Source organism: Candidatus Wallbacteria bacterium (assembly GCA_028687545.1).
Taxonomy (GTDB): domain Bacteria; phylum Muiribacteriota; class JAQTZZ01; order JAQTZZ01; family JAQTZZ01; genus JAQTZZ01.
In genome coordinates this window covers 124,004-145,860 of sequence record JAQTZZ010000008.1, presented here as the reverse complement: position 1 = coordinate 145,860, position 21,857 = coordinate 124,004, and the positions used below count along the sequence as shown (strand labels likewise).

Below are 21,857 nucleotides of genomic sequence, written 5' to 3'. Positions count from 1 at the left end.
TGACTGGATTCAATGGGGGGAAAGTCGGATTTCAGGGAAGAAATTTATAGGGATTCACCTGTCTGCCCTGCTGCAGGATTTCAAAATGCACATGCGGACCCGTGGAATTTCCGGTGGAGCCGATGGTGCCGATCCGCTGACCCTGCTTGAGATACTGGCCCCTCTTTACAAGGATGTTCTCAAGATGCCCGTAGAGAGTGGAAAAACCCTTGCGGTGCACGATTTTCACGGTTCTGCCATAACCCCTGAGCCAGCCGGAATATTCCACCCTGCCTGATTCGGCTGCTTTAAGCTGAGTGCCTTTTGGAGAAGCGATGTCAAGAGCGGAATGAAATTCACGGTTAGAGTTGATCGGATTGATCCGCATGCCGAAGCTGGATGTGATCCTGCCTCTGGTAGGCCAGATGAAATCGAGGCTGTTGCGGGAGAGGGCCTTTTTGCCTGGAATCAGGATAGTCTGTCCGATCTTCAGGTTGTAATCGACCAGCCTGTTGTAGCTGATCAGCTTGCCCACTGAAATGTTGAATCTATTGGCGAGCAGCCATAGATTGTCGCCTGATCTGATAGGATACGAAAGTGTTTCCTCGTGCGGCCCGATTTTTGAAAGAGAGCCCGGAAGGCTGGTTTCAAGATTGTTCTGGGTGCTTTTCCTGATGATCTTGATCACTGTTCCCTTGGGTGGAGCGGCGTTTTCACCTGTGCTCTGGCGGCTGCCTACAGTCGAGAGCAGAAAGGTTTCACCCTCAGGCTCTTTTTTTGGCTGGCTGGGAGGATTTTTTTGACTGCTCCGGACAGCAGGAGTCTTGGTTTTTTTATCCGCGAGCGCGATTTTATCAGAGGAAAGATTCAGGTTGAAAGTTTTGTAAAAATTCTCGGCCGGGGTCTGGTTGAGATTGATCTTGATCAGATTCTGCGAAGAATTGGATTCCGGCGCAGCTGCCACACTTACTCTTGCCTGGCTGACTGCTTCCAGGTTTTTATCCAGCTTGTCGTTTTCAGCTAAAATCGTGGCGCATTCGTTGCGGGTGAGCTTGAGTTTCAGATATTTATCAGCGAGCAGCAGGTTGGTGGATGAGACCTGCTGACTGATTTTCCAGCTGGAGTCAGATCCGAAGCCTGACATCAGGATCAGCAGAGTTTCGACGAATATCGCCATTACTGATACTGCCACCAGCTTTTTATACCATTTATTGAGCATCATTCCTCCGGATTTAAAAAATCAAATGGACAAAACATTCATAGTTTCCTATCGGGGAAACAGGGAGAATTATTAGAGGAAGATTTTGGAACTGATGCTGAAACTGAAATCAGCCGTTTAAAAAAGTACCGGCTGACCGACTGGAAAGCTCAGGTGGCAAATCTTCAGAACACGGGTATAATTAATTCATGCAAAGACTGCAGAATCGAAAGGCATCGATTTACCTTGCTGTCCTGATCATGCTCAGCATCATTGTTTCTTTTGCCCTGACTTTTACCTATATGGTGAATAACGAAAGACATATGGGGCAGCTTCAGCGCAACCTGATGGTTGCCAAGTATATCGCCCAGACCGGGATCGACAAAATGATCATCAAGCTGGGGGAACTGGCAGAAGCCCCGCTGATCAAAGCGGACGGTTCCATCAACGAGCAGAAACTGAGTCTTTTGTCTTATGACAGAGCAGGGGATTTTTCACTGGTCTATGAAGGCGAGGAAATATTGCCAGGCGGCAAGGTCAGGGTGGTGGCAACTATCCAGAATCCCAGGGAAAACGCCTTTAAATGCGGGCTGGAAACAGAGGATGAACTGCCCCTTGAACTGCAGGTTTATAAAAGCACCGAAGATCCCTCGACCCATGTTAAAATCCCGCCTCAATCCTGGCTGGGTGGCTGGGCTGGAGAACTCAAGATGGAGTCCAAGGGTGAATATGAAGGCATGACTTACCACCTGGAAGTAGTTAAGGGCATTAAAGCACTCGATCTCAGTCCCTGTGCCACTCTGCATACACTCTTCGTACAGAGCAAGAAAGATGAGACTTTGAAATCCGGGAGATTCGTGCTCAGCAACTGGCAGTTCAGCGGCGAGCAGTATGAAGCTTTCAACAAGGTCCTGCAGAAACTGATCGGCGAGAGCAAGGAACTGATCGACAAGGCGAGCGGCTGCGACCTCCAGGAAATGGTGGCTGTAATCAAGAATTTCGTGATGGCCAACAATGATATCGAGCAGAGGGATGCCGCTGAGAAGCTGATCATGACCCTGTCTCCATGGGGATTCATCCGCTCCAACGGCAAGCTCAACGTATACCTGCCTTTTTTCGAAGTGGACGATGTGATCAACTATTTCGTGCTGAATCCGTACTTTCAGCGGCCTGAAGTCGGATATCCCGGCTGCTACAGCCGCCTGCATGATCTGTACATGGCAAAATACACGCGCTACGAGGGCGATGTGATCAAGCATTATTACCGCCTTGCGCCTTACATACTCCAGAAGCAGTATCCCCGCGAAATTCCGGACAAATATACCCGGTATTCCACTTACACCTATTGGCCTACCCAGCACCCGGACAGCTTCTATGCCGAGAATTACAAGCGTTATCTCGAAGAATCCAGATCCTGCAGCTGCCAGATGATACCCAAGGATGTAAATATGGTGGGCAGCTCCAAGGAACCGATACTGCTGAACGGCCTTACCTACATCAGCGGCAATCTCTCGATGGAAGGAGTGGTGAAGGGCAAAGGCACTCTGGTGGTTAAAAGCGGGAACCTGAAGCTGACCGGCGATGTCAGATACGCTGATGACAAGACTTCTCTGGTGGTTTTTGTGACTGATGGATGCGTTACCCTGGAGCGCGGTGCCAGTATTGATTTTCAGGGCTCGCTCTATTCCAAGGCGAGCATCAAGGGCGGTAAGCTGATGAAGATCAGCGGGAACCTTGTAGTGGAAGATCTGGACCACGAGCAGGACGGGTCGTCAAGCCCGCAGATGCCTGAGGATCTGCAGGTGAATTATCAGCCGGAAATCAGGAACATCATGGCAGATAACCTGGTGATCACGATCAGCCGGGCTGAACTGATGAGAAGGAAGCTGTAATTAATTAAATCAGCGCATAAAAAAAGGCGGCCTGTGGCCGCTTTTTGTTTTTTATTCAGCAGAACTGGATGCTTGGACAGATCCCACATTCAAGGTGCGTGAATGATTCAAGTTCCAGAAGATCTAGAAATCCAGTATTCAAATACATTTGAATACTGGATTAAGCAGTTGTAAAAAAAAAGAGCTCCAGCACGGAAAGCCGGAGCTCTTTTTTAACGACTGCTAAATATTCCCCTGATCAGGTATTCCCTGCGGGAACTGCTGTTCCTGGTTCAGCACCGGAGGCATGGTGGATTTTTTGTAACTGGTGAGATATGCCAAAGAGAATGAAGTAATCATAAAGATCACGGCTGCAGCGATGGTGAGTTTTGCCATGAAGGGTTCAGGTCCCCGGTCGCCGAAGACCGCAAAACTGGCACCGCCTCCAAAGGCACCGGCCAGTCCTTCGCCCTTGTTGGCCTGGAACAGCACGATCACGATCACTGCAATTGAGACAACTATATGCAGAAAAATCAGAACATTCATCAAGATGTCCACTTTTCCTCCTTCATGATCACTATAGTAGCTGATTCTAAAATCAATTGGTCGAAGTTGTCAAGAATTATAATTAGGAAATTGTATCCGACAGCTAAATGGATTAACATTTTACTGATGGAAAAAGGTTACTTTCAAGTTTACACCGGAAACGGCAAAGGGAAGACCACTGCCGCTCTCGGGATGGCGTTCAGAGCCCTGGGACATGGTCTGACCGTGTACATCGGGCAGTTCATGAAGGGCCAGGATTATGGCGAACTGAAAAGCGCCCGGAAATTCCCAGCGCTAACGATCGAGCGATTCGGAGAGGAAAGATTCATCCTTAATGACGGCCGGATAGATGAACGGGCAGCCAGGCTGGCTGAAGCCGGGTTGCAGCGAGGCAGCGAAGCTCTGCTGTCGGGTAAATTCGACCTGGTGATTCTGGACGAGATCAATGTGGCTCTATATTTCAAGCTGCTGGATCTCGGCAATGTGGTTGCACTGATCAAGGCGAAACCTGCGGGAACGGAACTGGTTTTCACCGGCCGCAATGCACCCGGTGAAATACTGGAACTCGCGGATCTGGTGACAGAGATGAAAGAAGTGAAACATTATTTCCAGCAGGGGATCCAGGCTAGAATCGGAATTGAGAAGTGATTGGTGAATAGTGAGCAGTGACTAAGGCTTCAATTCCAATCACTATTCACCATTCACCAATCACCAATCACCATTCACTTTGAATCCAGATTCATTTTCTGCCTGAATTCATAAGGCGTTTCAGGAAGAGGATCTTTCGGATTCCAGATATTGAGACCTTTTTCTCTGGCCTGTTTCTGAAGCTCGGCGAATGATTCCTTGTATTTCTCGTTTGGTTTGATGCTGAATTTGACTGCGAGACCGTTACTGACCAGAGCCTGATTCAGCATCCGATCGCCAGGGATGAAGACATATGCCAGCAGCCGTCCGTATTTATCCCTCACCACATTATCGAATTCCAGCTTGACCGTGGTTTCTGGATTCCGGTCCAGGCCCAGGAATTTTCTGGTGAACTCCGTAGCTTCCGGACCATACTTCTGATTTGATTCCGGACAGTCTATTCCTAATAAACGAAGGCTTTCGTGATGATGGTTGATGATCACTGTGATCGTATCTCCGTCATGCACTGAGAACACAGCCACTGAGTCCAGGCTTGGCTGGAAGGTTCTATTTTTCCAGAGAAAGAACAGGGTCAGGAAAACAATCAGAAACAGGAGCCAGTTCTGAAATTTTTGTTTGATCACAACAGGCATGATTTCAACTTTTCAATCAGCTGGGCAGGCTTGACCTGATCCAGGCAGTTTTGATCGCATGTTTCGCATTCCAGAGCGCAGTCCGGGCTGCTGGACAGAATTACAGCTCCCGGCTTCAGGGGACGCACAGTCAGGCAGGCTCTTCTGCTGATGACGGCTGCCAGGGTAACAGGCATGCAGCAGGCAATGTGCATCGGGCCTGTGTCGTTGGTGATGAAAGCTCTGGAGTGTCCGATCAATGCCGCCAGAGTGCAGAGAGATTCGCTCCGGAAAATTTCGAAATTGCCTTCCAGCAGAGTTTTTTCCAGTTCCCGCTCAAAGGGGCCGAGAGTGAAGACAGGACAAAATCCCTGCTCCCGGTAATATTGCGCCAGAACGATGAAATTTGTGAGGCTCCAGCGTTTGCTTTTTTCCCAGGCTCCAGGGTTTAGCAGGATCAGCCGGTCCGGCCTGATCCCTTTGCGTCCGAGATACTCTTCTGCTGATCTCCGGAATTTTTCCGGGATCTTCAATTCGTAATTATCTCCGAGATTTTCTGCTGAGATGGATTTCACAGGGTCAGTCAGGAAAAAACGGGAGGCGAAATGAGCATGGGAATCAAACCTGTGGCCCCGCACCCACAGGAATCCCCGGCCCATCGCATGCGAGGGTCTGGCACAGAGCAGGGTCAGCAGCTTGTATTTGAGGCCTTCACGGAACGTGTAAATGTGCGTGAATTTCTGTCCCCGAAGCTTCGCTGCAAACCTGAAAAATTCCCTGGCCGTGAATTTCCGTTTAAAGTATCCGACAGATGCGAAATCCTGGTTTTCCGCCAGTTCCCTGAAACGGGCGTCTTCTCTGAGCAGGAGATGGAACTGGGTGTTCCGGTGGAGAATTTTCAGCTGCCTGAAAAAAGGAGTGGTCATGATGAAATCACCGATCCCGGGATAAGGAAAGATCAGGGCGATTTTAGGTTCAATCATGAAGGAATTATGCTTTTTTTCTAAACAGCGGTCAAGTGCTTTTGCCGTTTCCCTTGCCTATTTTATGATTGCGATCTGGATGTCAATTCTGATAGATTATTTCCATTACATGGAGGCTCTATGGATGAATCTAGAAGCGTGAGACTTGATAAACTGGATAAATTGCGGAAGGAAATGGGGATCGACCCGTTTCAGGTCAGAAAATTTGAGCGCAGCGGCCTGCTGATCCCGCTCAAGGAAAAATACAGCCATCTCAGGGCTGAACAGGAAGCGCCTGAAGAGACATGCAGGCTTGCCGGAAGACTCATGGCACTCAGAGGACACGGCAAGGCCGGATTCGGCAACATCGAGGACCAGAGCGGGAGACTCCAGCTTTACTTCAAGCAGGATAACCTGAGCGAAGAATGTTTCAAGGTCTTCAAGCTGCTTGATGTGGGGGACATCATAGGCGTAGAGGGCTATTTTTTTGCTACCAGAACCGGAGAAATCACACTCAAGGTCCTGAAGCTGACCCTGCTTTCCAAATCGCTGCTGACGCTGCCTGAGAAATGGCACGGGCTGACTGACATGGAAATCCGCTACCGCAAGCGTTACGTGGATCTGATCATGAATCGGGATGTACGCGAGACTTTTGTGCGCAAGAGCCGAATCATCGGTGAGATCCGTTCGTTTCTGCAGAACAGGGGATTCCTGGAAGTGGAAACTCCCATGATGCAGGTCCTGTACGGCGGTGCCAAGGCCCGCCCTTTCATTACTCATCACAACACCCTGGACATGCAGCTGTATCTCAGGATCGCGCCTGAACTATACCTCAAGCGCTTGATCGTTGGTGGTTTCGACCGTGTGTTTGAACTGAATCGCAATTTCCGCAACGAAGGCATCTCGATCAAGCACAATCCGGAATTCACCATGATGGAGCTCTATCAGTCCTATGCGGATTATTTCGACATGATGGACCTGACAGAGGGCCTGATCCGGCATGTCGCTGGTCTGTTTCACCCTGATTTCAAGGTTCCCTACGAAGAGAGCGTGATCGATTTTTCAAAATTTGATCGTCTGACCATGGTGGACTCCATTAAAAAGCATGCCGGTTTTGACCTGTCCGGCAAAGACAAGCAGGAATGCCTGAAAATCGCCAGCGCATGCGGTGTAGATGTCAAGCCTTTCATGGAGCGCGGCCACCTGATCAACGAGATATTCGAAGCCAAAGTTGAATCCAGGCTTGTCAACCCGACCTTCATTTACGATTATCCGGTGGAAGTGTCACCGCTGGCCAAGAAAAAACCCGATAACCCCGAATTTGTGGAAAGATTCGAGCTTTTCATCTACGGCCGGGAAACAGCCAATGCTTTTTCAGAGCTCAACGACCCGCTGGACCAGAGGCAGCGCTTTGAAGGGCAGCTCAAGGATTCCGAAGGCGGCGATGAAGAAGCTCATCAGATGGATGAGGATTATCTGGAAGCCATGGAATATGGCCTGCCGCCGACCGGAGGCCTGGGCATCGGTATCGACAGGCTTTGCATGTTTCTCACGAATTCCAGCTCGATCAGGGACGTGATCCTGTTCCCGCTGATGAAACCGAAGGCTGAAGAAAACCCTATTCAAGAGGCAGAGACTGAACAATGAATTGTCCCGGCTGCGGATTAGTGATTCTACCGGACATCGTCCTGGAGGATGGGCAGGTTTTTCTGCTCCACAGGGAGAAAAAATACAGGCTTGCCCTTGAAGATGATCACCCCAGGCTGATTCCGGTGGAAGCGAAAAAAATCGAGAGCGATGAGCTTTTACAGGTCATCAAGCTGGAAATTCCACCCGAGGAATTCATTCTCCGGAGTTCCAGGGAACCCCGCGAGAGAAGGCCGGCTTCAGAGGCTGTCCTGGAAGCATTGTCAAAAGTAAAGCAAACCTCAGGATTGTCTGTGCAGGACAGGGTTTTTGAAACCGGAATCATTGAAAACAGCCAGCGCAGCTTTGCCATGTATGTCGTTGATTCAGGAAATCACCGAGTCCTGTGTCTCAACGCCCGGGGGGAACAGCAGGGATTCTTCGGCGGTTATGGGCAGAAACCCGGCAGTTTTTTCCACCCCAAGAAGATAGCCAGGGATTCAGACGGAAATCTCTGGGTGACGGATGCTAAAAACTGCAGACTTCAGAAGTTCAACCCGAACGGAGGATTTCTGCTGGAAACAGGTAAATCAGGGGATGAGCCTGGCGACTTTTCTTATCCTGCAGGCATCTTTCATTTTCAGAAAAGGCTGTATGTCGCTGACACGCTGAATCACCGCATCCAGATTTTCAACCAGGACGGCAGTCTGGTGGGCTGTTTTGGCCAGGCCGGGGAGGAACTGGGCAGTCTCAACCGGCCTTACGGAATTTCCGTGGAAGACGATGGCTCGATCTGGGTGTCTGAGATTGGGCAGCACAGACTGCAGAAGTTTTCAGCGGAAGGGGACCCGATCTTTACGGTGGGATCCTTCGGGAAATCCCCTGAAAACCTGAACAGTCCGGCAGGACTATTGGTGAACGGCGAAGTCGTAGTCGCAGACAGCGGAAACCATGCCCTGAAATTCTTCACCAGGCAGGGAAAATTCATCAGAGCCCTTTCCGGACCTGAACTCGACTTGAATACCCCGATGGATGTACTGAAAGATCCTGGCTCTAAAGGGTTCTGGGTCGTGGATTCCTGGAATCACCGCATTGTCAGGCTGACCATGGATGGCAGACTCGAGTTCGCAACCGGCCGCTTCGGCGCCATGAGCGGCGAATTCGACACCCCGACCGCTCTGATGGTGGTTTAGCATCCGGGAATTGCAGTTGGTCTGCTGTCATTTATTCTTCCTGAACCTTTTTTTCAGTTTCGATTGACTTTTTATCCCGGTTTTTTTAATATGTGACTGATCGGTCATATGACCGAAAAGTCATAAGGAAAAAATGCCGAAAACAACCTTTCTAAATCTTCCTGACGACAAAAAACAGCGCATCTTCCAGTCTGCAGTTGCCGAATTCGGCGATTTTCCCTTTGAAACAGCCAGCATTTCCAGGATAGTCAGGAATTCAGGCATTTCCAAAGGCAGTTTTTATCAGTATTTCGAAGACAAGAAAGACCTGTTCAGGTATGTTGTTTCAGTGGTTTCAGATAAAAAACACTATCTGATGGAGAAAATTCTGGAGCAGAAGAAAAATCTGCCGTTTTTCAGCATGCTGCGCGAACTTTTCTTCGAAGGCTGTCTGTTCGGCAAGAACAACCCGGAGTTGGCGGCGATCGCTGATAATCTGATGAAGGATCCATATCTCAAGGAAGAATTCCTGAATGAAAATCTCCAGAGAGTGCATGAGTTTGCGGTAAAATTACTGAAGATCGGGCTGGATAAAGGCGAAGTCGATGACGGGATCGACCTTTATTTTACTGCAGGCATGCTGATCAGCTTGAATATCGGTATTGCGCATTGCCTGAGCCGCGAAGCAAAATATTCAGACCTGGAATTGAGATCTACAGTTGAGAAGATGATGAATTTCGTTGAAAATGGAATCAAAATCAAAAAATATAAAAAAAATAAGGAGAGGAAGTAAAATGCTCAAAAAAATCCTGCTGATCACTGCCCTGTCCATTAGCATGGTGTTACCAGCCAAAGAGACTTCAAAGAATCCGGACAAAGTTTCAACAGAATTAAAGAAAAAAGTCACGATGGAAGTGGAGATCCCTACGGCACTCAAAACCCATCCTGAAGCCGCAACCCCTGAAGTAAGTCTTTCCAGCCTGATCGACATGGCACTGCGGCAGAATCTCACCCTGAAAATCCAGAAACTGCAGATCGAACAGGCCTGGATCGGGATAAAAAAGGCCGACAACAGCTTCATCCCGAACCTTGACCTTCTGTACACCGACAATATCAAGCACAATCTTGACTCAGCACAGAAAAATGCCAGCGGTCCCCAGGCCGACACATTCATATACAGTCTAAGCCTGAGTCAGGCATTTCCCGCACTCGGCAAATACAACGTTTTGCAGAAAAAACTGGCCCGTTTGAAAAGTCTGGCCGTTGAAACCGGTTATTCCAAGGCTGAACTTGATCTGAGCAAGCAGATTGTGAAGATCTTCTTTCAGCTGGTGCAGTATCAGGAGACCATCAAAATCCACGAGGAGAACCTGATGCTGATTAAAAAGCTGCTGGAGATCGCAGATCTCAATATGAAGGTGGGTCTGGCCACCAAGAATGACATTCTGAGGATCGAAGTCCAGGAATACAACATCCAGGTGGCTCTGCTCAAGACCCGCAACAGTTACGACAATCAGCTGATCGATCTCGCCAATGCCCTGAATCTGGACGACACCTCCTCTCTGAATCTGGTGTTCCCGGAAACACTCAAGTTTCAGGTGCGCTCTTTCGATCCTAAAGGCGCGGAAGACCTGATGCTGAAGCAGGACTATGACCTGGTGCTCAGCCGGAACGATCAGAAAGTATTCACTGAAACCTTTGATGCCGCGAAAAGCGCTTATCTGCCTACGTTGAGTCTCAGCGGGAAATATAATTACAGTGAAAAAACGGGTTCGTACAACGATGCCAGGGACTACAGCCTGGGATTCGCCGTCTCATCTCCGTTCTATGACGGAGGAGATATTCTGGATGAAATCCGGAAAGCTGAGAAGGACAAGCAGATTATGGATCTGCGGGCGCAGAGCCTGGAAAATTTCAAAAAAGGAGATTTAAAAAAGGCTTATTCCGATTACAGGGAAGTTCAGGAGCGGGTGTCGTCAGCTGAAAAATCGATGGAACAGGCCAAGGAAAACATGCGCATGGTCACTACCAGATATGAGCATGGCGATGCTTCCATCGTCGAAGTGATCGACGCCCAGATCACACTGACGAATTCTTCTCTGCAGGCGATCACGACCTATTACGATGAACGCACCAGAATCATGGAGCTCTTATCCAGGATTAACGAGATTCAGGGACTAAAAAGTTTGGACAAGGGAGGAGCCAGGAAATGAAGAAGCTGATGGGATTAGTTTTTCTGACCGGACTGCTTGGCATGGCCTTTGCAGTCACGCAGGTTGTAGTATCTGAAGTGAAAAACGGGAATATCAAGGAAGTGCTGAGTTTTTCAGGGGAAATCAAACCCTATGTGGAATATATAGTGGCTCCGGATGTTTCTGCCACAGTAATGGCAGTGAATGTTGAGGACGGCATCGCGGTAACCACCGGTGAAGTCATGATCGTGATGGACCGGGAACGCTTCCGGATCGTCCTGGAGCAGGCTGAGGGAACACTGAAAAACGCCCAGCAGAAAAGCAATGAAGCTGAGAACGATTATAAGAGGAATAAGATATTGTTCGACGAACATGTGATCAACCAGAAGAGCTTTGAATCAGCTCAGAGCGCGTTGAGCGCAGCACAGAGCGGACTGACTTCCGCCAAAGCAGCACATGAACTTGCCAAGCTCAATCTGGAGCGCACAGAAATCAAGTCCCCGATCAGCGGATTTTTCGCAGGCCGCAATGTGATACTCGGGCAGACCGTCTCGCCGGGCATGGTGCTGGGAAGGGTGCTGGACCTGAAAACCGTTTATGCTGAAACCAAGATTTCCGAAAACCAGATCCGGCTGGTGCAGCAGGGACAGGCTTGCATGGTCGAAGACGCTTATCCCGCAAAAGTGGCTTATGTTGATCTTTACGCCGACACCTCCAGAGCCTTCCGGGTGAAGCTGATGATGGACAATACTGCCGGATTCAAGGCTGGCATGTATGTCAAAGGTGAAATCACTGTGAATAATTATCAGAATGTGCCGCTGGTGCCTGAAACCGCACTGGTGCAGCTCAAAGGCGAGTATTCAATTTTCTGTGTCAATGGCGGGAAGGCTAAACAGAAAAGTGTGGTACCTGTGGCCAAGGAAAACGGACAGGTTTATGCGAAAGGCATCGATTCCGGCGAACAGGTCGTAATAACTGGACAAGGCAGTCTGAAGGACGGCGATGCTGTCTCCCTTACAGGAGAGGGCAAGTGAAATGAATCTTCCTGAACTTTCGGTAAAACGTCCGGTAGGCATCACGATGATCGTGATGATGTTCATACTGCTGGGAACGATTTCACTGTTTACGCTGAATGTCGATCTGTTCCCTGACATTGACTTTCCGCTGGCATTCATTCAGACGCCTTATCCAGGTGTGGCTCCGGCGGACATGGAAAATATAGTTACCCGGAAGATCGAAGAGGAAATAAATTCTGTGGAGAACGTGAAAAGGATCACTTCCTCTTCTTTTGAAGGCTTTTCCCACATTTCTGTAGAATTCGTCTGGGGAACTGATCTGAATTTCGCGGCAATCGATGTCAGGGAAAAGGTCGATATCGCAAAGCGCAAGCTGCCGCGAGACATCGAGCAGGTCACTGTTTCCAAACTGGACATCAATGCCAGTCCGATCATCGATATCGCTCTGGGCGGTGATTATGATCTGAAAGCCCTGCGTACCATCGCTGATAAAGAAATCAAACCTGTGCTGCAGAGAATTTCGGGAGTAGCGAGCGTGGACGTGACAGGCGGTCTGGAACGTGAAATCAGGATCAAGACCGATCCCACCACTCTGGCTGCAATGGGGCTTTCCATCAATGATGTGATCAAGGCAGTGATGGCAGACAATCAGAATACTCCGCTGGGAAATATCGATGAGGGGAATTTCAAGTATATTGTCCGCTCTGAGGGGGAAATCAAGAGTCCGCAGGATCTGGGCAGAATCATTGTCAAAAAACTGGCTGATCGTCCGGTTTATCTTGGCGAACTGGCGGTGATCGAAGACTCATTCAAGGAAATTTCCTCAGTCTCGCGATTGAACGGCAAACCGTCTGTAACGGTGTCCCTGAAAAAATCCCCGGGCGCCAATCCGGTCAATATTTCCGATGCCGTGAAAAAGGTGCTTCCGACACTGGAAAAGAAATACCAGGGCAAGCTGAAAATGACGATCGGCAACGACAGTTCCGATTTCATCAGGGATTCGATCTCCATGGTCAAGGAAAACGCCATGATCGGAGGCATTCTCGCGATCCTGATTATTTACGCTTTTTTCAGGAATCTGCGCGCTACTTTCATCATCGGCACCAGCATCCCGCTGGCGATCATCATGACATTTCTGATGATGTACCTGAAAAAAGGCATGACCATGAACCTGATCACACTTGGCGGTCTGGCTCTGGGCATCGGAATCATGGTGGACAACGCCATTGTGGCCCTGGAAAATATTTACCGCTACATGAGAATGCACGGCAATGAGGCTCGCAGCAAATGCGCCATCGAGGGAACAAGCGAAGTGATGATGGTGATTCTGGCTTCAACGTTGACGCATGTGGTAGTATTTGTTCCGATCGGGCTTGTACCAGGCATAGTGGGTGAAATTTTTTTCAACCTTTCGCTGACGATCATCTTCGCTGAAGTGGCGACATACTTCGTGGCTATCACCTTTGTGCCGATGCTGGCCTCCAAGATGCTGAAAGTGGAGGAAGAAAGAAAAGAGCCGTGGATGGATATTCTGCGGGACCTTTACAAGCGGAATCTGCGCTGGCTTCTGGACAGCGCCTGGAATCGCTGGTGCTATATCGGGATCGTGGGAGTTGTGTTTGTGGGGAGTTTCTTTTTCTTTCCTGCCATGGAATTCTTTCCCAAAATGGACCGCGGCAACTTCAATATCCAGTTCGAAACACCTGAAGGCACCACCATCGAAAAAACCGATGTGATCGCCAGGCAGATTGAACAGGTGCTTCAGAAATATAAGGAAGTGGATAAAGTCCTCACCAGCACTCAACTCGGAAGCGGATCTCTGAACGTGATCATGACTCCCAAAAAAATGCGCAAACTCAACCAGACCCAGCTGATCAACCTGATCCGTGAGGAAGTAACGAAAATTCCGGGCTACAACAACATCACATACGCGGAAGCCTCGATGGGTCCGCCACACGGCGGCTCCAAGCCGATCCAGATCGAGATCAGCGGAGATGACTTTGTAGTAGTCGAAGACCTCTGCCGGAAAGTAGCGGCTCAAATCAAGAATGTCCCCAGCCTGAAAGACATCGATGACGGTGTGAAGGCCGGAAGGCCTGAAGTCAAGATCGTGTTTGACCGGGAAAAGCTCAGGGATCTCAAGCTTGACCTGTCTACAATCTCAGGAATGGTCAGGAGTTACATATACGGCAGCATTGCCAGCACTTACAAAGAGGCCAACGAAGAGTATGACATCCGGGTTGAAGCTTCAGACAACTACAAGGATCAGATCAACAAGCTGAAAGAACTCAAGATAGTAGTTGACGATAAGACAACCGTGTTTTTGTCTCAGATCGCCACTGTATTCATGGGCAATGGCTATACCCAGATCAACCGCAAGAATCTGAAGCGCATCCTGACTGTGGGAGCTGATATCCAGGGCAGGCCGCTGCAGGCTGTTGCCAGCGACATCCAGAAGGAACTTCAGAAAATTACCTTTCCTGAGGGATATGCCTATAATTTCGGAGGTGAAGAGGAAGACCGCAAAGAGGCTTTCGGAAATCTGGGTTATGCTTTGATCGCCTCCTTCTTCCTGATCTACATTGTGATGGCCATCCAGTATGACTCTTTAATGGATCCTTTCGTGATCATGTTCTCGATCCCACTGTCTGTGATCGGCGTTGTGGGAGCGCTGCGGCTCTACGGCTTCGCTCTTTCTGTGACAGCCATTGTCGGAATCATCATGCTGGGGGGAATCGTCGTCAACAACGGGATCATTCTCCTGGATTTCATCAATCACCGCCGTGCCAACCTGAAGGAAGACAAAATCACGGCTGTGCTCGAGTCCGGGGCCATCCGTCTGCGTCCAATCCTGATGACAGTGCTCTGCACGATTCTGGGAATGCTGCCGCTTTCTTTCGGATTCGGCGCAGGGTCGGATTTCTTCCAGCCGCTTGCGATCACAGTGATCGGCGGTTTGACGATTTCGACCTTGGTTACGCTCTCTTTTCTCCCTGTGGTTTACGTGATCATGGACAATCTCCGGGAAAAAATGATGGTCTGGGCGAAGGCGAGGTTCTAAGCGACCGTCTACAACAGCATGCATATTCAACGCAAGAAGTTGGTATGTTTATATGTTTGCATGCTGGCAGGTTTTAGCAGTGAAATGATTGAATTTAATTATGATTTCTGAAACCGATCTCCAAGTAATCCAGGGGCAGCTGAAGCGGAAAATCAATCCTTCCGGGTCTGTTTCCCGCTACTGCAGCTGGAATTTTCCCTCAGTGATTCAGTGCCTCCCTGAAACTGAACAGGGCACTCCATTTCCAACTCTCTACTGGCTGTCATGTCCTCATCTCAGATACCAGGTGGATAAGCTGGAACAGAAAGGGCTGGTAAAGGAAATTTCCGCTCAGATCCGCTCAGATCCCAAGCTGATGGAGAATTACAGAAAGGCAACTGAGGTTTACAGGGAAGAGCGCTCCGCGCTGTACCTCACTATCCATCCTGGCCTGACAATTCCGGAAGCCCTGGAAACAGGCATCGGAGGGATCAGGGAATGGCGGAATCTTAAAAATCTGAAATGCCTGCATACGCATCTGGCATTTCATCTGATCAACCGGAGCGAGATTGTAGGTGGAATTCTGAACGGCTTAAGCCTTTACTGTCCGACCGGTGCCTGCGCCGGGTTCATTCAAGCCGGAATTTAAATTTACTTTTAACGCACTTACTGCTATGCTATTTTCATGAAAACATCACCTTTTTTGAAAAATCCTCTGATTACCAGGGAAGAAGTCTTCAAATTCTGCGAGGAAGCGAAAAAAAACAATTTCAATATGGTGCCTGTTCCGATTAATTTTCTGGGACAGGTGAGAGACAAGTTCCCTGAACTCAAATTTTCCGCCCTGATTGGATATCCGTTTGGAACCTCCCTGCCTCAGGCCAAGAAGGTCGAAACGCAGGAAGCCGTCAAACTGGAGGTCGCAGGGATCGAACTGCTCCTGAATGTCAGCGCCATCAAGGGCCGGGATGAGGAAACGCTCAAACGTGAAATCGACCTGGTGACTAAAGCTGCAGGCAAAATCCCGGTGAAGATAGTGCTGGAAGATTCCATGCTTGACTCCAATGACGGCAGATTCATTTATGCCCTTCTCGAAGAGTACGATCTGGTGGTTCGTGACGGGATCGGCTCTGACAGGGGCGGATTGCGGACCAGCGGAGGCAGGCTGTACGGCAAGATCGTGAGAGTGAAGCTGGACGACCTGTCGGTCTCTATCGAAGAACAGCCGGAAAATTACGGAATACTGGCTGGAAGGCCTCTGGCGGTAAGGATTCTCTCAGAAGGAAACCTGGCTCTGGAATCCGCTCTTTCAGAGCACAACAAGCTTGTAATAGCTCCCGGTCTGCTGGATGGTTTCAGGATTTCAGGGGCCTGCAGGGTTACCATGGCAGCGAAATCTCCGCTGACCGGAACATTGAAGAGCCCATTCCTACTCGGCAATACCGGATTCCTGCTCGGCAACATCGGCCTGCGCGCTCTGGTGATTGAAGGAAAGCATCAGGGGGATGAGTGGTATCTGTTGCGCATTACCAACGACAAAGTCGAGGTCCTGCCAGCCAATAAATTTCTGGGCCTTAAAACATTCCAGCTGGTGGAAAAGCTCAAGGGCAATTTCGGCGAAAAAATCGGAGTGCTCGCGATCGGGCCTGCCGGGGAACGGGAATATTATACTTCCACAGTTCTGGGACTTGATTATCAAGGCCTCCCTACTGAGATGCTGAGCAGGGGAGGGGGATTAGGCGCGGTTCTCGGTTCCAAGAAGATCAAGGCAATCATCATCGACCCTGAAAGATCCGGATTCCTGAATCCTAAAAACAGGGAAATTTTCGCCAATTTTTCAGATCAGTTCGAAGGAATCCTGAACAAAAACACACTGATCAGCAGGTCATTCAAAAAATATGGAAGTTCGGTCTTCCTGGACCTGGTCAATCAGGCTGGAGCTCTTCCTACCAGGAATTTCACTTCCGGAAACTTTGACAGAGCAAGCTACATCAACCACCTGGCCCTGCATGAAAAACTGTCTGTCAAGGGAAAGAACACCGGATTGTCCTGCTGCTATTTCTGCAATATCAGCTGCTCGAACCGATATCCTGATCTGGATGGCGGAGTGATCACAAACCGCCTCGGATATGACAGTCTGGCCGGATTCGGGGCTAATCTCGGGCTGGACAGCCTGATCGAGATCGCAAATCTTGAACGCTGGGCTCTGGAATTCGGAGTGGATCATACGGAACTGGCCGCTACTTTAGGATTCATGCTGGGAGAGCATCATAAGGGAGACTTCGCGAATCTTGCTCTGATCATGAAACTGCTCGAGCGTATGGAAAAAAGCGAAGGTTTCGACTCCATCCTTAATCAGGGAGTGGCGATTCTGGGCAGGGCGCTGGGATACGAGCGGATTCCTGCTCTCAAGGGTGAGGCATTGTCGTTCTATGATCCCCGTGTTCTCAAGACTATGGGAGCGAGCTATCTGACCTCCACCCAGATTTCAGACCCTCTGAGCGCTTTTCCTCTGGCTTCCGAACTTCTGAAATTGCGCAAAGACGAAATGGATAATTCCCGTAAGATCGGAGAACTCACTTCAAATTACCAGCTGATCGGAGTGGCGCTGGATTTTCTGGGGTTCTGCCCATTCCTGCTGTTCCCTCTGGTCGAGGATACCACCCTGCTGGACCTGATGATGGAACTCGCCAACAATGCGCTGGGGATCCGGATCCCGGCCAAGGAAGTCCTGATCAGATCCCGCTATACGATAGACAGGGAGCGGAATTTCAACCACCGCGCGGGAGTTGCGGACATGGATCTGCCCAGATTCTTCTATCAGGAAAAACTGCCGCCCAGGGATACTGTTTTTGATCTGAATTTCGATGATCTGAAGAAGGCGTTTTAATTCATGCTGAAGATTGAGCGTCTGATCTTGATCGTGCTGGACAGCGCCGGTATCGGCGCCCTGCCTGATGCCGGGGATTATGGTGACTGCGGAACCAACACGCTTGGCCATATCAGGGAGAAAACCCCGGGATTTTCGCTGCCTAACCTGTACCGGTTCGGGCTGGACATCCTGCTCGGAGACCCGGTGCATCCAACGCTGGGCGGCTACGGCAGGATGGCTGAAAAATCCTGCGGGAAAGACACCACTGTCGGGCACTGGGAAATGATGGGCTGCATGCTGGAAAAGCCTTTTCCGGTCTATCCGGATGGATTCCCGCCGGAACTGATTGCTGAGTTTGAGCGGAAAATCGGCCGCAAAACCATCGGAAACGTGAAAGCGTCCGGAACAGAGATCATCATGAAACTGGGCGGGGAGCATCTCAGCACCGGATTTCCAATAGTTTATACATCAGCCGACAGCATCTTCCAGATAGCGGCACACGAAGAGGTGATCCCTGTCGAACAGCTCTATGAATTCTGCAGGATTGCCCGTGAAATGCTCTCTGGAGAACATGGAGTAGCGCGAGTGGTGGCGAGACCGTTTTCAGGGAGACAGGGCAGCTTCCAGAGAACCGAGCGGCGGCATGATTTTTCGCTGGAGCCTTTCCGGAAAACTGCCCTCGATCACCTGCTGGAGCGGGGCAGCACAGTTCATGCACTGGGGAAGATCAATGACATCTATGCAGGGAAAGGCATTTCTGCCCATCAACATACCAGTTCCAACCAGGATGGGATGGAAAAGCTGCTCAAATGCATGAATCGGGTGAAAAAAGGCCTGATCTTCCTGAATCTTGTCGATTTTGACATGAAGTACGGACACCGCCGAGATGTGGCGGGTTATTACAGGGCTCTGGCGGAATTCGACGATTTTCTGCCGAAACTTCAAGCTAAACTTGCAACTACTGATTGCCTGATTTTAACTGCGGATCACGGTTGCGACCCCACACATACCGGAACCGACCATACCAGGGAATATGTACCCATAATGTCAACCGGGAATCATCTCAGGAAAAATCTTGATCTTGGAACCAGGACAAGCTTCGCAGACCTCGGTGCAACAACCCTTCAGCTTTTCAATGTAAATCCTCCCGATTTCCCGGGGCATGGATTTGCCGGAGAGCTAATTTTCTGAATAATTGAGGAGACATGATCAAAGACACAGATGATCATCTGAAACAATTCCACGAACTCCTGTGGAAATTCAACCACGGGAAAAGCGAAGAGGAAAAGCGGGATGCTGCTAAAATGCTTGGCGGATCCGGCAACCAGGATGCGGTGGAGTTTTTTTGGAATTCCCTTGAGGAAGAGTCAACCCTTACCACGAAGAAGGAAATCCTTCAAAGCCTGGTGAAGCTGAAGGCCAGAGACTTTGAAAAACGGCTTTCGACAATCTACCTTGCCACAAAGGATCCGGCTCTCAAGGAAGCTCTGCTTGCCGCCATGGTGGAACTCAGGGATTACAGCAATCTTCGCATCCTGCTCTCAAATCTCGCGAGCGAAGAGAATCCGAACTGTCAGCTGCAGATCCTGAACAGTTTCAGGGATGTTCTGACCGCGATCCACAGCGGATCCGGACTGGAAGCAGAAAACTCCTCCATCAGGGAAGGGCTGGCTGAAGAACTGCTGCTGCTTTCCAGGCAGAGCTATGCTTTCCTTAACCACTCTGTGATGAAAGCTTTTCTTGAATTGATCTATCTGGTGGACAGTCTCAGATTCATCCCGGAACTGATGACTTTTTTCCAGCGTTCCACAGACGATGAAATAGCGATTTTTGCCGGCTCTCTAATCGCCAAGGCCAACAATTCTTATTTTGAGGAGCGGTTGTTTCTGGAATTCCGGAAGCCTGATCTGCCAAAGTCCAGGAGAGAAACACTTTTCCAGCTGCTGGATTTCGTGAAGGTCAGCCCTGCCAACCTCCCGTTTCTTTCCGAAGTCCTGGATTCAGGGGAGGAATTCCCCTGTCTCAAGGTGCTTGAGGCGATTGAACAGCAGGAAATCCGGGATTTTCAAGATAAGATTTTTGCACTTTTTCAGAGTTCGAAGAGCAGGGATGTCAAGCTTAAATGCATGACAGTACTTGGAAAATTCCTCTCAGGCGGGGATGACATGACTTTTCTGCTGGAAAAACTCAGAAAAGAGCCTCCTGAGATGAGAGCAGCGGTGTATATCGCTCTGGCCGACAATATCCCGGAGAGCCTGATTGAGTATATCGAGCTGGGGCTGGAAGGCGAGTCGACCGATATCTTTCAGCTGCTGGCCCTGAAGGTTTTTTCCAAATTCCGGTACAAATCCCCATATATTTCCTCCAGAACAGCTGAATTTCTGAAGTCAGGATCCGAAGAAATCCGGACACTGATTGCAGGATATATTTGCGATTGCGAGGGTCGCTTCGACCACCTGACAGGCCTGCTTTCCGATCCCTCCGGCCAGGTAAGAAAGGAAGCTGTGTTCCTCGCCAGAAAATACAAACGGCTGGAAATCCTGGATGCGCTGTATCAGTCTTTCAAGTCCGAATCAAACGAGAAAATCAGAGCCATGACTGTAGGCACATTCGGAGAATTCGGAGATGCGAAAGTAGTGCCCTGGCTTACGCAGGCATTATCAGACAAGGATCCCAGGGTCAGAGCCAACTCCATTGAAAGCCTGGAAAAATTTCAACTCAAGGATCCGGATCTGGAAATGATTTTCAAATGCCTGGACGACGAAAACAACAGGGTTAAAGCTAATGCCGCCATGGCTCTCTGGAAATTCGGAGGCCTGAGGATGATCACATATATGGGCGGAATCCTGAAGGAGAGCTCAGAGAAATGGCAGCGGGCCTCAGCGGCTTACGCCCTGGGAGAAATCAAGAGCATGCAGGGTCTGGACTACCTGCGGATGGCACTGTCGGACCGGGAATTTGAAGTCAGGCGCAACGCAGTGGTGGCGCTGGGCAAAATCGGTGACTCCGAAGCAGTGGACCGCCTGAGAGACATTTTTTCCGCCGAATACCCTGATGTGAAAAAAAGCATTATCGCCGCCCTTGGTCAGATCGGCAGCAGGAAAGCCTTTGAAGCCCTTTCCTCAATCGCATCCGACGATGAGGCGTTCGCCTTGCCCGCTTTTGAACAGATGGGCAGATTCCAGAGATACATCACGTCAGAAACCCTGCTCGGATTCCTCAAGCATCCAAATGAAAAGATTGTGCTCGCCACTATCGACCTGCTGGCCGGGCTGGGAACGAGCGAAGCCGAACAGCTCCTGTTTGATTTCAGGGAAACCGCCGGCCACGAAATGAAACTCAGAGCGCAGAAAGCCATCGAAGCCATGAAGAAAGAGCAGAGGTTCATCCGGGTATGAAGAAATTCATACTGATTCTGATTGTTTCGCTCCTTCTGCCGGGCTGCCAGCGATCCCCACGCAGAAACCCGAGAGATCTGATCAAAGTGACGCCCAGCAGCAAGCGCACTTTAACCTCCACAAACAATTACCACATCGTAGTCAAAGGGGATTCCCTCTGGCAGATTGCTGCAGATAATGGTTACACCCTCAAGGAACTCAAGGAATACAACGGAATCACCAGAGCGATCACAGTCGGACAGAAGATCTATTTTCCTCCAGCTGAGAAAAAGATTTCCGCTGACGGGAAGAATGCAGCAAGAGCTGACACTTCCGCATCCGAAGATCATCCGGCCGTTCTCACAGGGTTCAGCTGGCCGATTGAGGGTCCGGTTGTGACAGGATTCGGAGAAAAAGCGGGCGGAACAGAGTGCCACGGGCTGGAGATTTCCGCGCCCCTCAATGCTGCTTTCAAATCCTGCATGGATGGAGAAGTGATCTTTACTTCGCAGATGGAAAACTACGGCCTTGTCACAATCATCAAGAACGCCGAAGATTTTTACACGCTTTTTTATTCATACAGCAACAAACAGACTGTAAAAAAGGGAGACCGTGTTTCCAGGGGGCAGGTGATCGGAGTGGTTGGCAAGAGGTCGGCTCAGGACCAGAACGGTATCCTGCATTTCGAATTCCGCAAGCGCGACAAGGCAGTGAACCCTACCTTCTACCTTCCCAAAAAAGGCTGAT

At 49.7% G+C, this 21,857-nt stretch carries 17 protein-coding genes; 13 read left to right on the top strand and 4 right to left on the bottom strand.

What is annotated here, in order from left to right; translation table 11 throughout:
- Positions 1–31 precede the first annotated feature (31 nt).
- Positions 32–1,198 (bottom strand): peptidoglycan DD-metalloendopeptidase family protein, encoded by a 1,167-nt coding sequence (locus PHW04_06085; protein ID MDD2715447.1) that lies wholly within the window; start codon positions 1,196–1,198, stop codon positions 32–34.
- 188 nt (positions 1,199–1,386) lie between these two features.
- Here PHW04_06085 and PHW04_06080 point away from each other — a divergent pair, with 188 nt between their 5' ends.
- Positions 1,387–3,069, top strand: coding sequence for a hypothetical protein (locus tag PHW04_06080; protein MDD2715446.1), 1,683 nt, complete (start codon positions 1,387–1,389; stop codon positions 3,067–3,069).
- A gap of 222 nt (positions 3,070–3,291) precedes the next feature.
- On the opposite strand, the gene secG is transcribed toward PHW04_06080, so the two are convergent.
- Positions 3,292–3,606: a preprotein translocase subunit SecG gene (secG, locus tag PHW04_06075; protein MDD2715445.1), complete on the bottom strand. Its 315-nt coding sequence runs from the start codon at positions 3,604–3,606 to the stop codon at positions 3,292–3,294.
- Positions 3,607–3,720: 114 nt separating this feature from the next.
- Here secG and cobO point away from each other — a divergent pair, with 114 nt between their 5' ends.
- Positions 3,721–4,242, top strand: a complete 522-nt coding sequence (cobO, locus tag PHW04_06070; GenBank protein ID MDD2715444.1) for a cob(I)yrinic acid a,c-diamide adenosyltransferase — start codon at positions 3,721–3,723, stop codon at positions 4,240–4,242.
- 74 nt (positions 4,243–4,316) lie between these two features.
- Here the strand turns inward: cobO and PHW04_06065 are convergent, their stop codons facing one another.
- Positions 4,317–4,865, bottom strand: a complete 549-nt coding sequence (locus tag PHW04_06065) for a thermonuclease family protein (protein ID MDD2715443.1) — start codon at positions 4,863–4,865, stop codon at positions 4,317–4,319.
- Complete coding sequence (locus tag PHW04_06060) at positions 4,862–5,836, bottom strand: glycosyltransferase family 9 protein (GenBank protein ID MDD2715442.1); 975 nt, start codon at positions 5,834–5,836, stop codon at positions 4,862–4,864. Before PHW04_06060 ends, PHW04_06065 begins: the two co-directional genes overlap by 4 nt.
- Positions 5,837–5,956: 120 nt before the next feature.
- Between PHW04_06060 and lysS the strand changes: the two genes are divergently transcribed.
- From lysS to PHW04_06005, 11 genes are all read left to right on the top strand, one after another.
- Positions 5,957–7,462: a lysine--tRNA ligase gene (gene lysS, locus PHW04_06055; GenBank protein ID MDD2715441.1), complete on the top strand. Its 1,506-nt coding sequence runs from the start codon at positions 5,957–5,959 to the stop codon at positions 7,460–7,462.
- Complete coding sequence (locus PHW04_06050) at positions 7,459–8,634, top strand: NHL repeat-containing protein (GenBank protein MDD2715440.1); 1,176 nt, start codon at positions 7,459–7,461, stop codon at positions 8,632–8,634. The genes lysS and PHW04_06050 overlap by 4 nt, the downstream gene beginning before the upstream one ends.
- Before the next feature lie 133 nt (positions 8,635–8,767).
- Positions 8,768–9,406, top strand: a complete 639-nt coding sequence (locus PHW04_06045) for a TetR/AcrR family transcriptional regulator (GenBank protein ID MDD2715439.1) — start codon at positions 8,768–8,770, stop codon at positions 9,404–9,406.
- Between the two features lies 1 nt (position 9,407).
- Positions 9,408–10,826, top strand: a complete 1,419-nt coding sequence (locus PHW04_06040; GenBank protein MDD2715438.1) for a TolC family protein — start codon at positions 9,408–9,410, stop codon at positions 10,824–10,826.
- Positions 10,823–11,839, top strand: coding sequence for an efflux RND transporter periplasmic adaptor subunit (locus PHW04_06035; GenBank protein MDD2715437.1), 1,017 nt, complete (start codon positions 10,823–10,825; stop codon positions 11,837–11,839). Before PHW04_06040 ends, PHW04_06035 begins: the two co-directional genes overlap by 4 nt.
- Position 11,840: 1 nt before the next feature.
- Positions 11,841–14,882: an efflux RND transporter permease subunit gene (locus PHW04_06030; GenBank protein MDD2715436.1), complete on the top strand. Its 3,042-nt coding sequence runs from the start codon at positions 11,841–11,843 to the stop codon at positions 14,880–14,882.
- Between the two features lie 100 nt (positions 14,883–14,982).
- A complete protein-coding gene (locus PHW04_06025) occupies positions 14,983–15,510 on the top strand; it encodes a DUF501 domain-containing protein (GenBank protein MDD2715435.1) in 528 nt (175 codons plus the stop codon).
- Positions 15,511–15,546: 36 nt separating this feature from the next.
- The gene (locus tag PHW04_06020) at positions 15,547–17,751 is read left to right on the top strand and encodes an aldehyde ferredoxin oxidoreductase C-terminal domain-containing protein (protein ID MDD2715434.1); all 2,205 of its coding nucleotides are present in this window, start codon (positions 15,547–15,549) and stop codon (positions 17,749–17,751) included.
- 3 nt (positions 17,752–17,754) lie between these two features.
- Complete coding sequence (locus tag PHW04_06015; protein MDD2715433.1) at positions 17,755–18,924, top strand: phosphopentomutase; 1,170 nt, start codon at positions 17,755–17,757, stop codon at positions 18,922–18,924.
- A gap of 14 nt (positions 18,925–18,938) precedes the next feature.
- Complete coding sequence (locus PHW04_06010) at positions 18,939–21,131, top strand: HEAT repeat domain-containing protein (protein ID MDD2715432.1); 2,193 nt, start codon at positions 18,939–18,941, stop codon at positions 21,129–21,131.
- Positions 21,128–21,856: a peptidoglycan DD-metalloendopeptidase family protein gene (locus PHW04_06005; GenBank protein MDD2715431.1), complete on the top strand. Its 729-nt coding sequence runs from the start codon at positions 21,128–21,130 to the stop codon at positions 21,854–21,856. Before PHW04_06010 ends, PHW04_06005 begins: the two co-directional genes overlap by 4 nt.
- The last annotated feature ends 1 nt before the right edge of the window (position 21,857 follow it).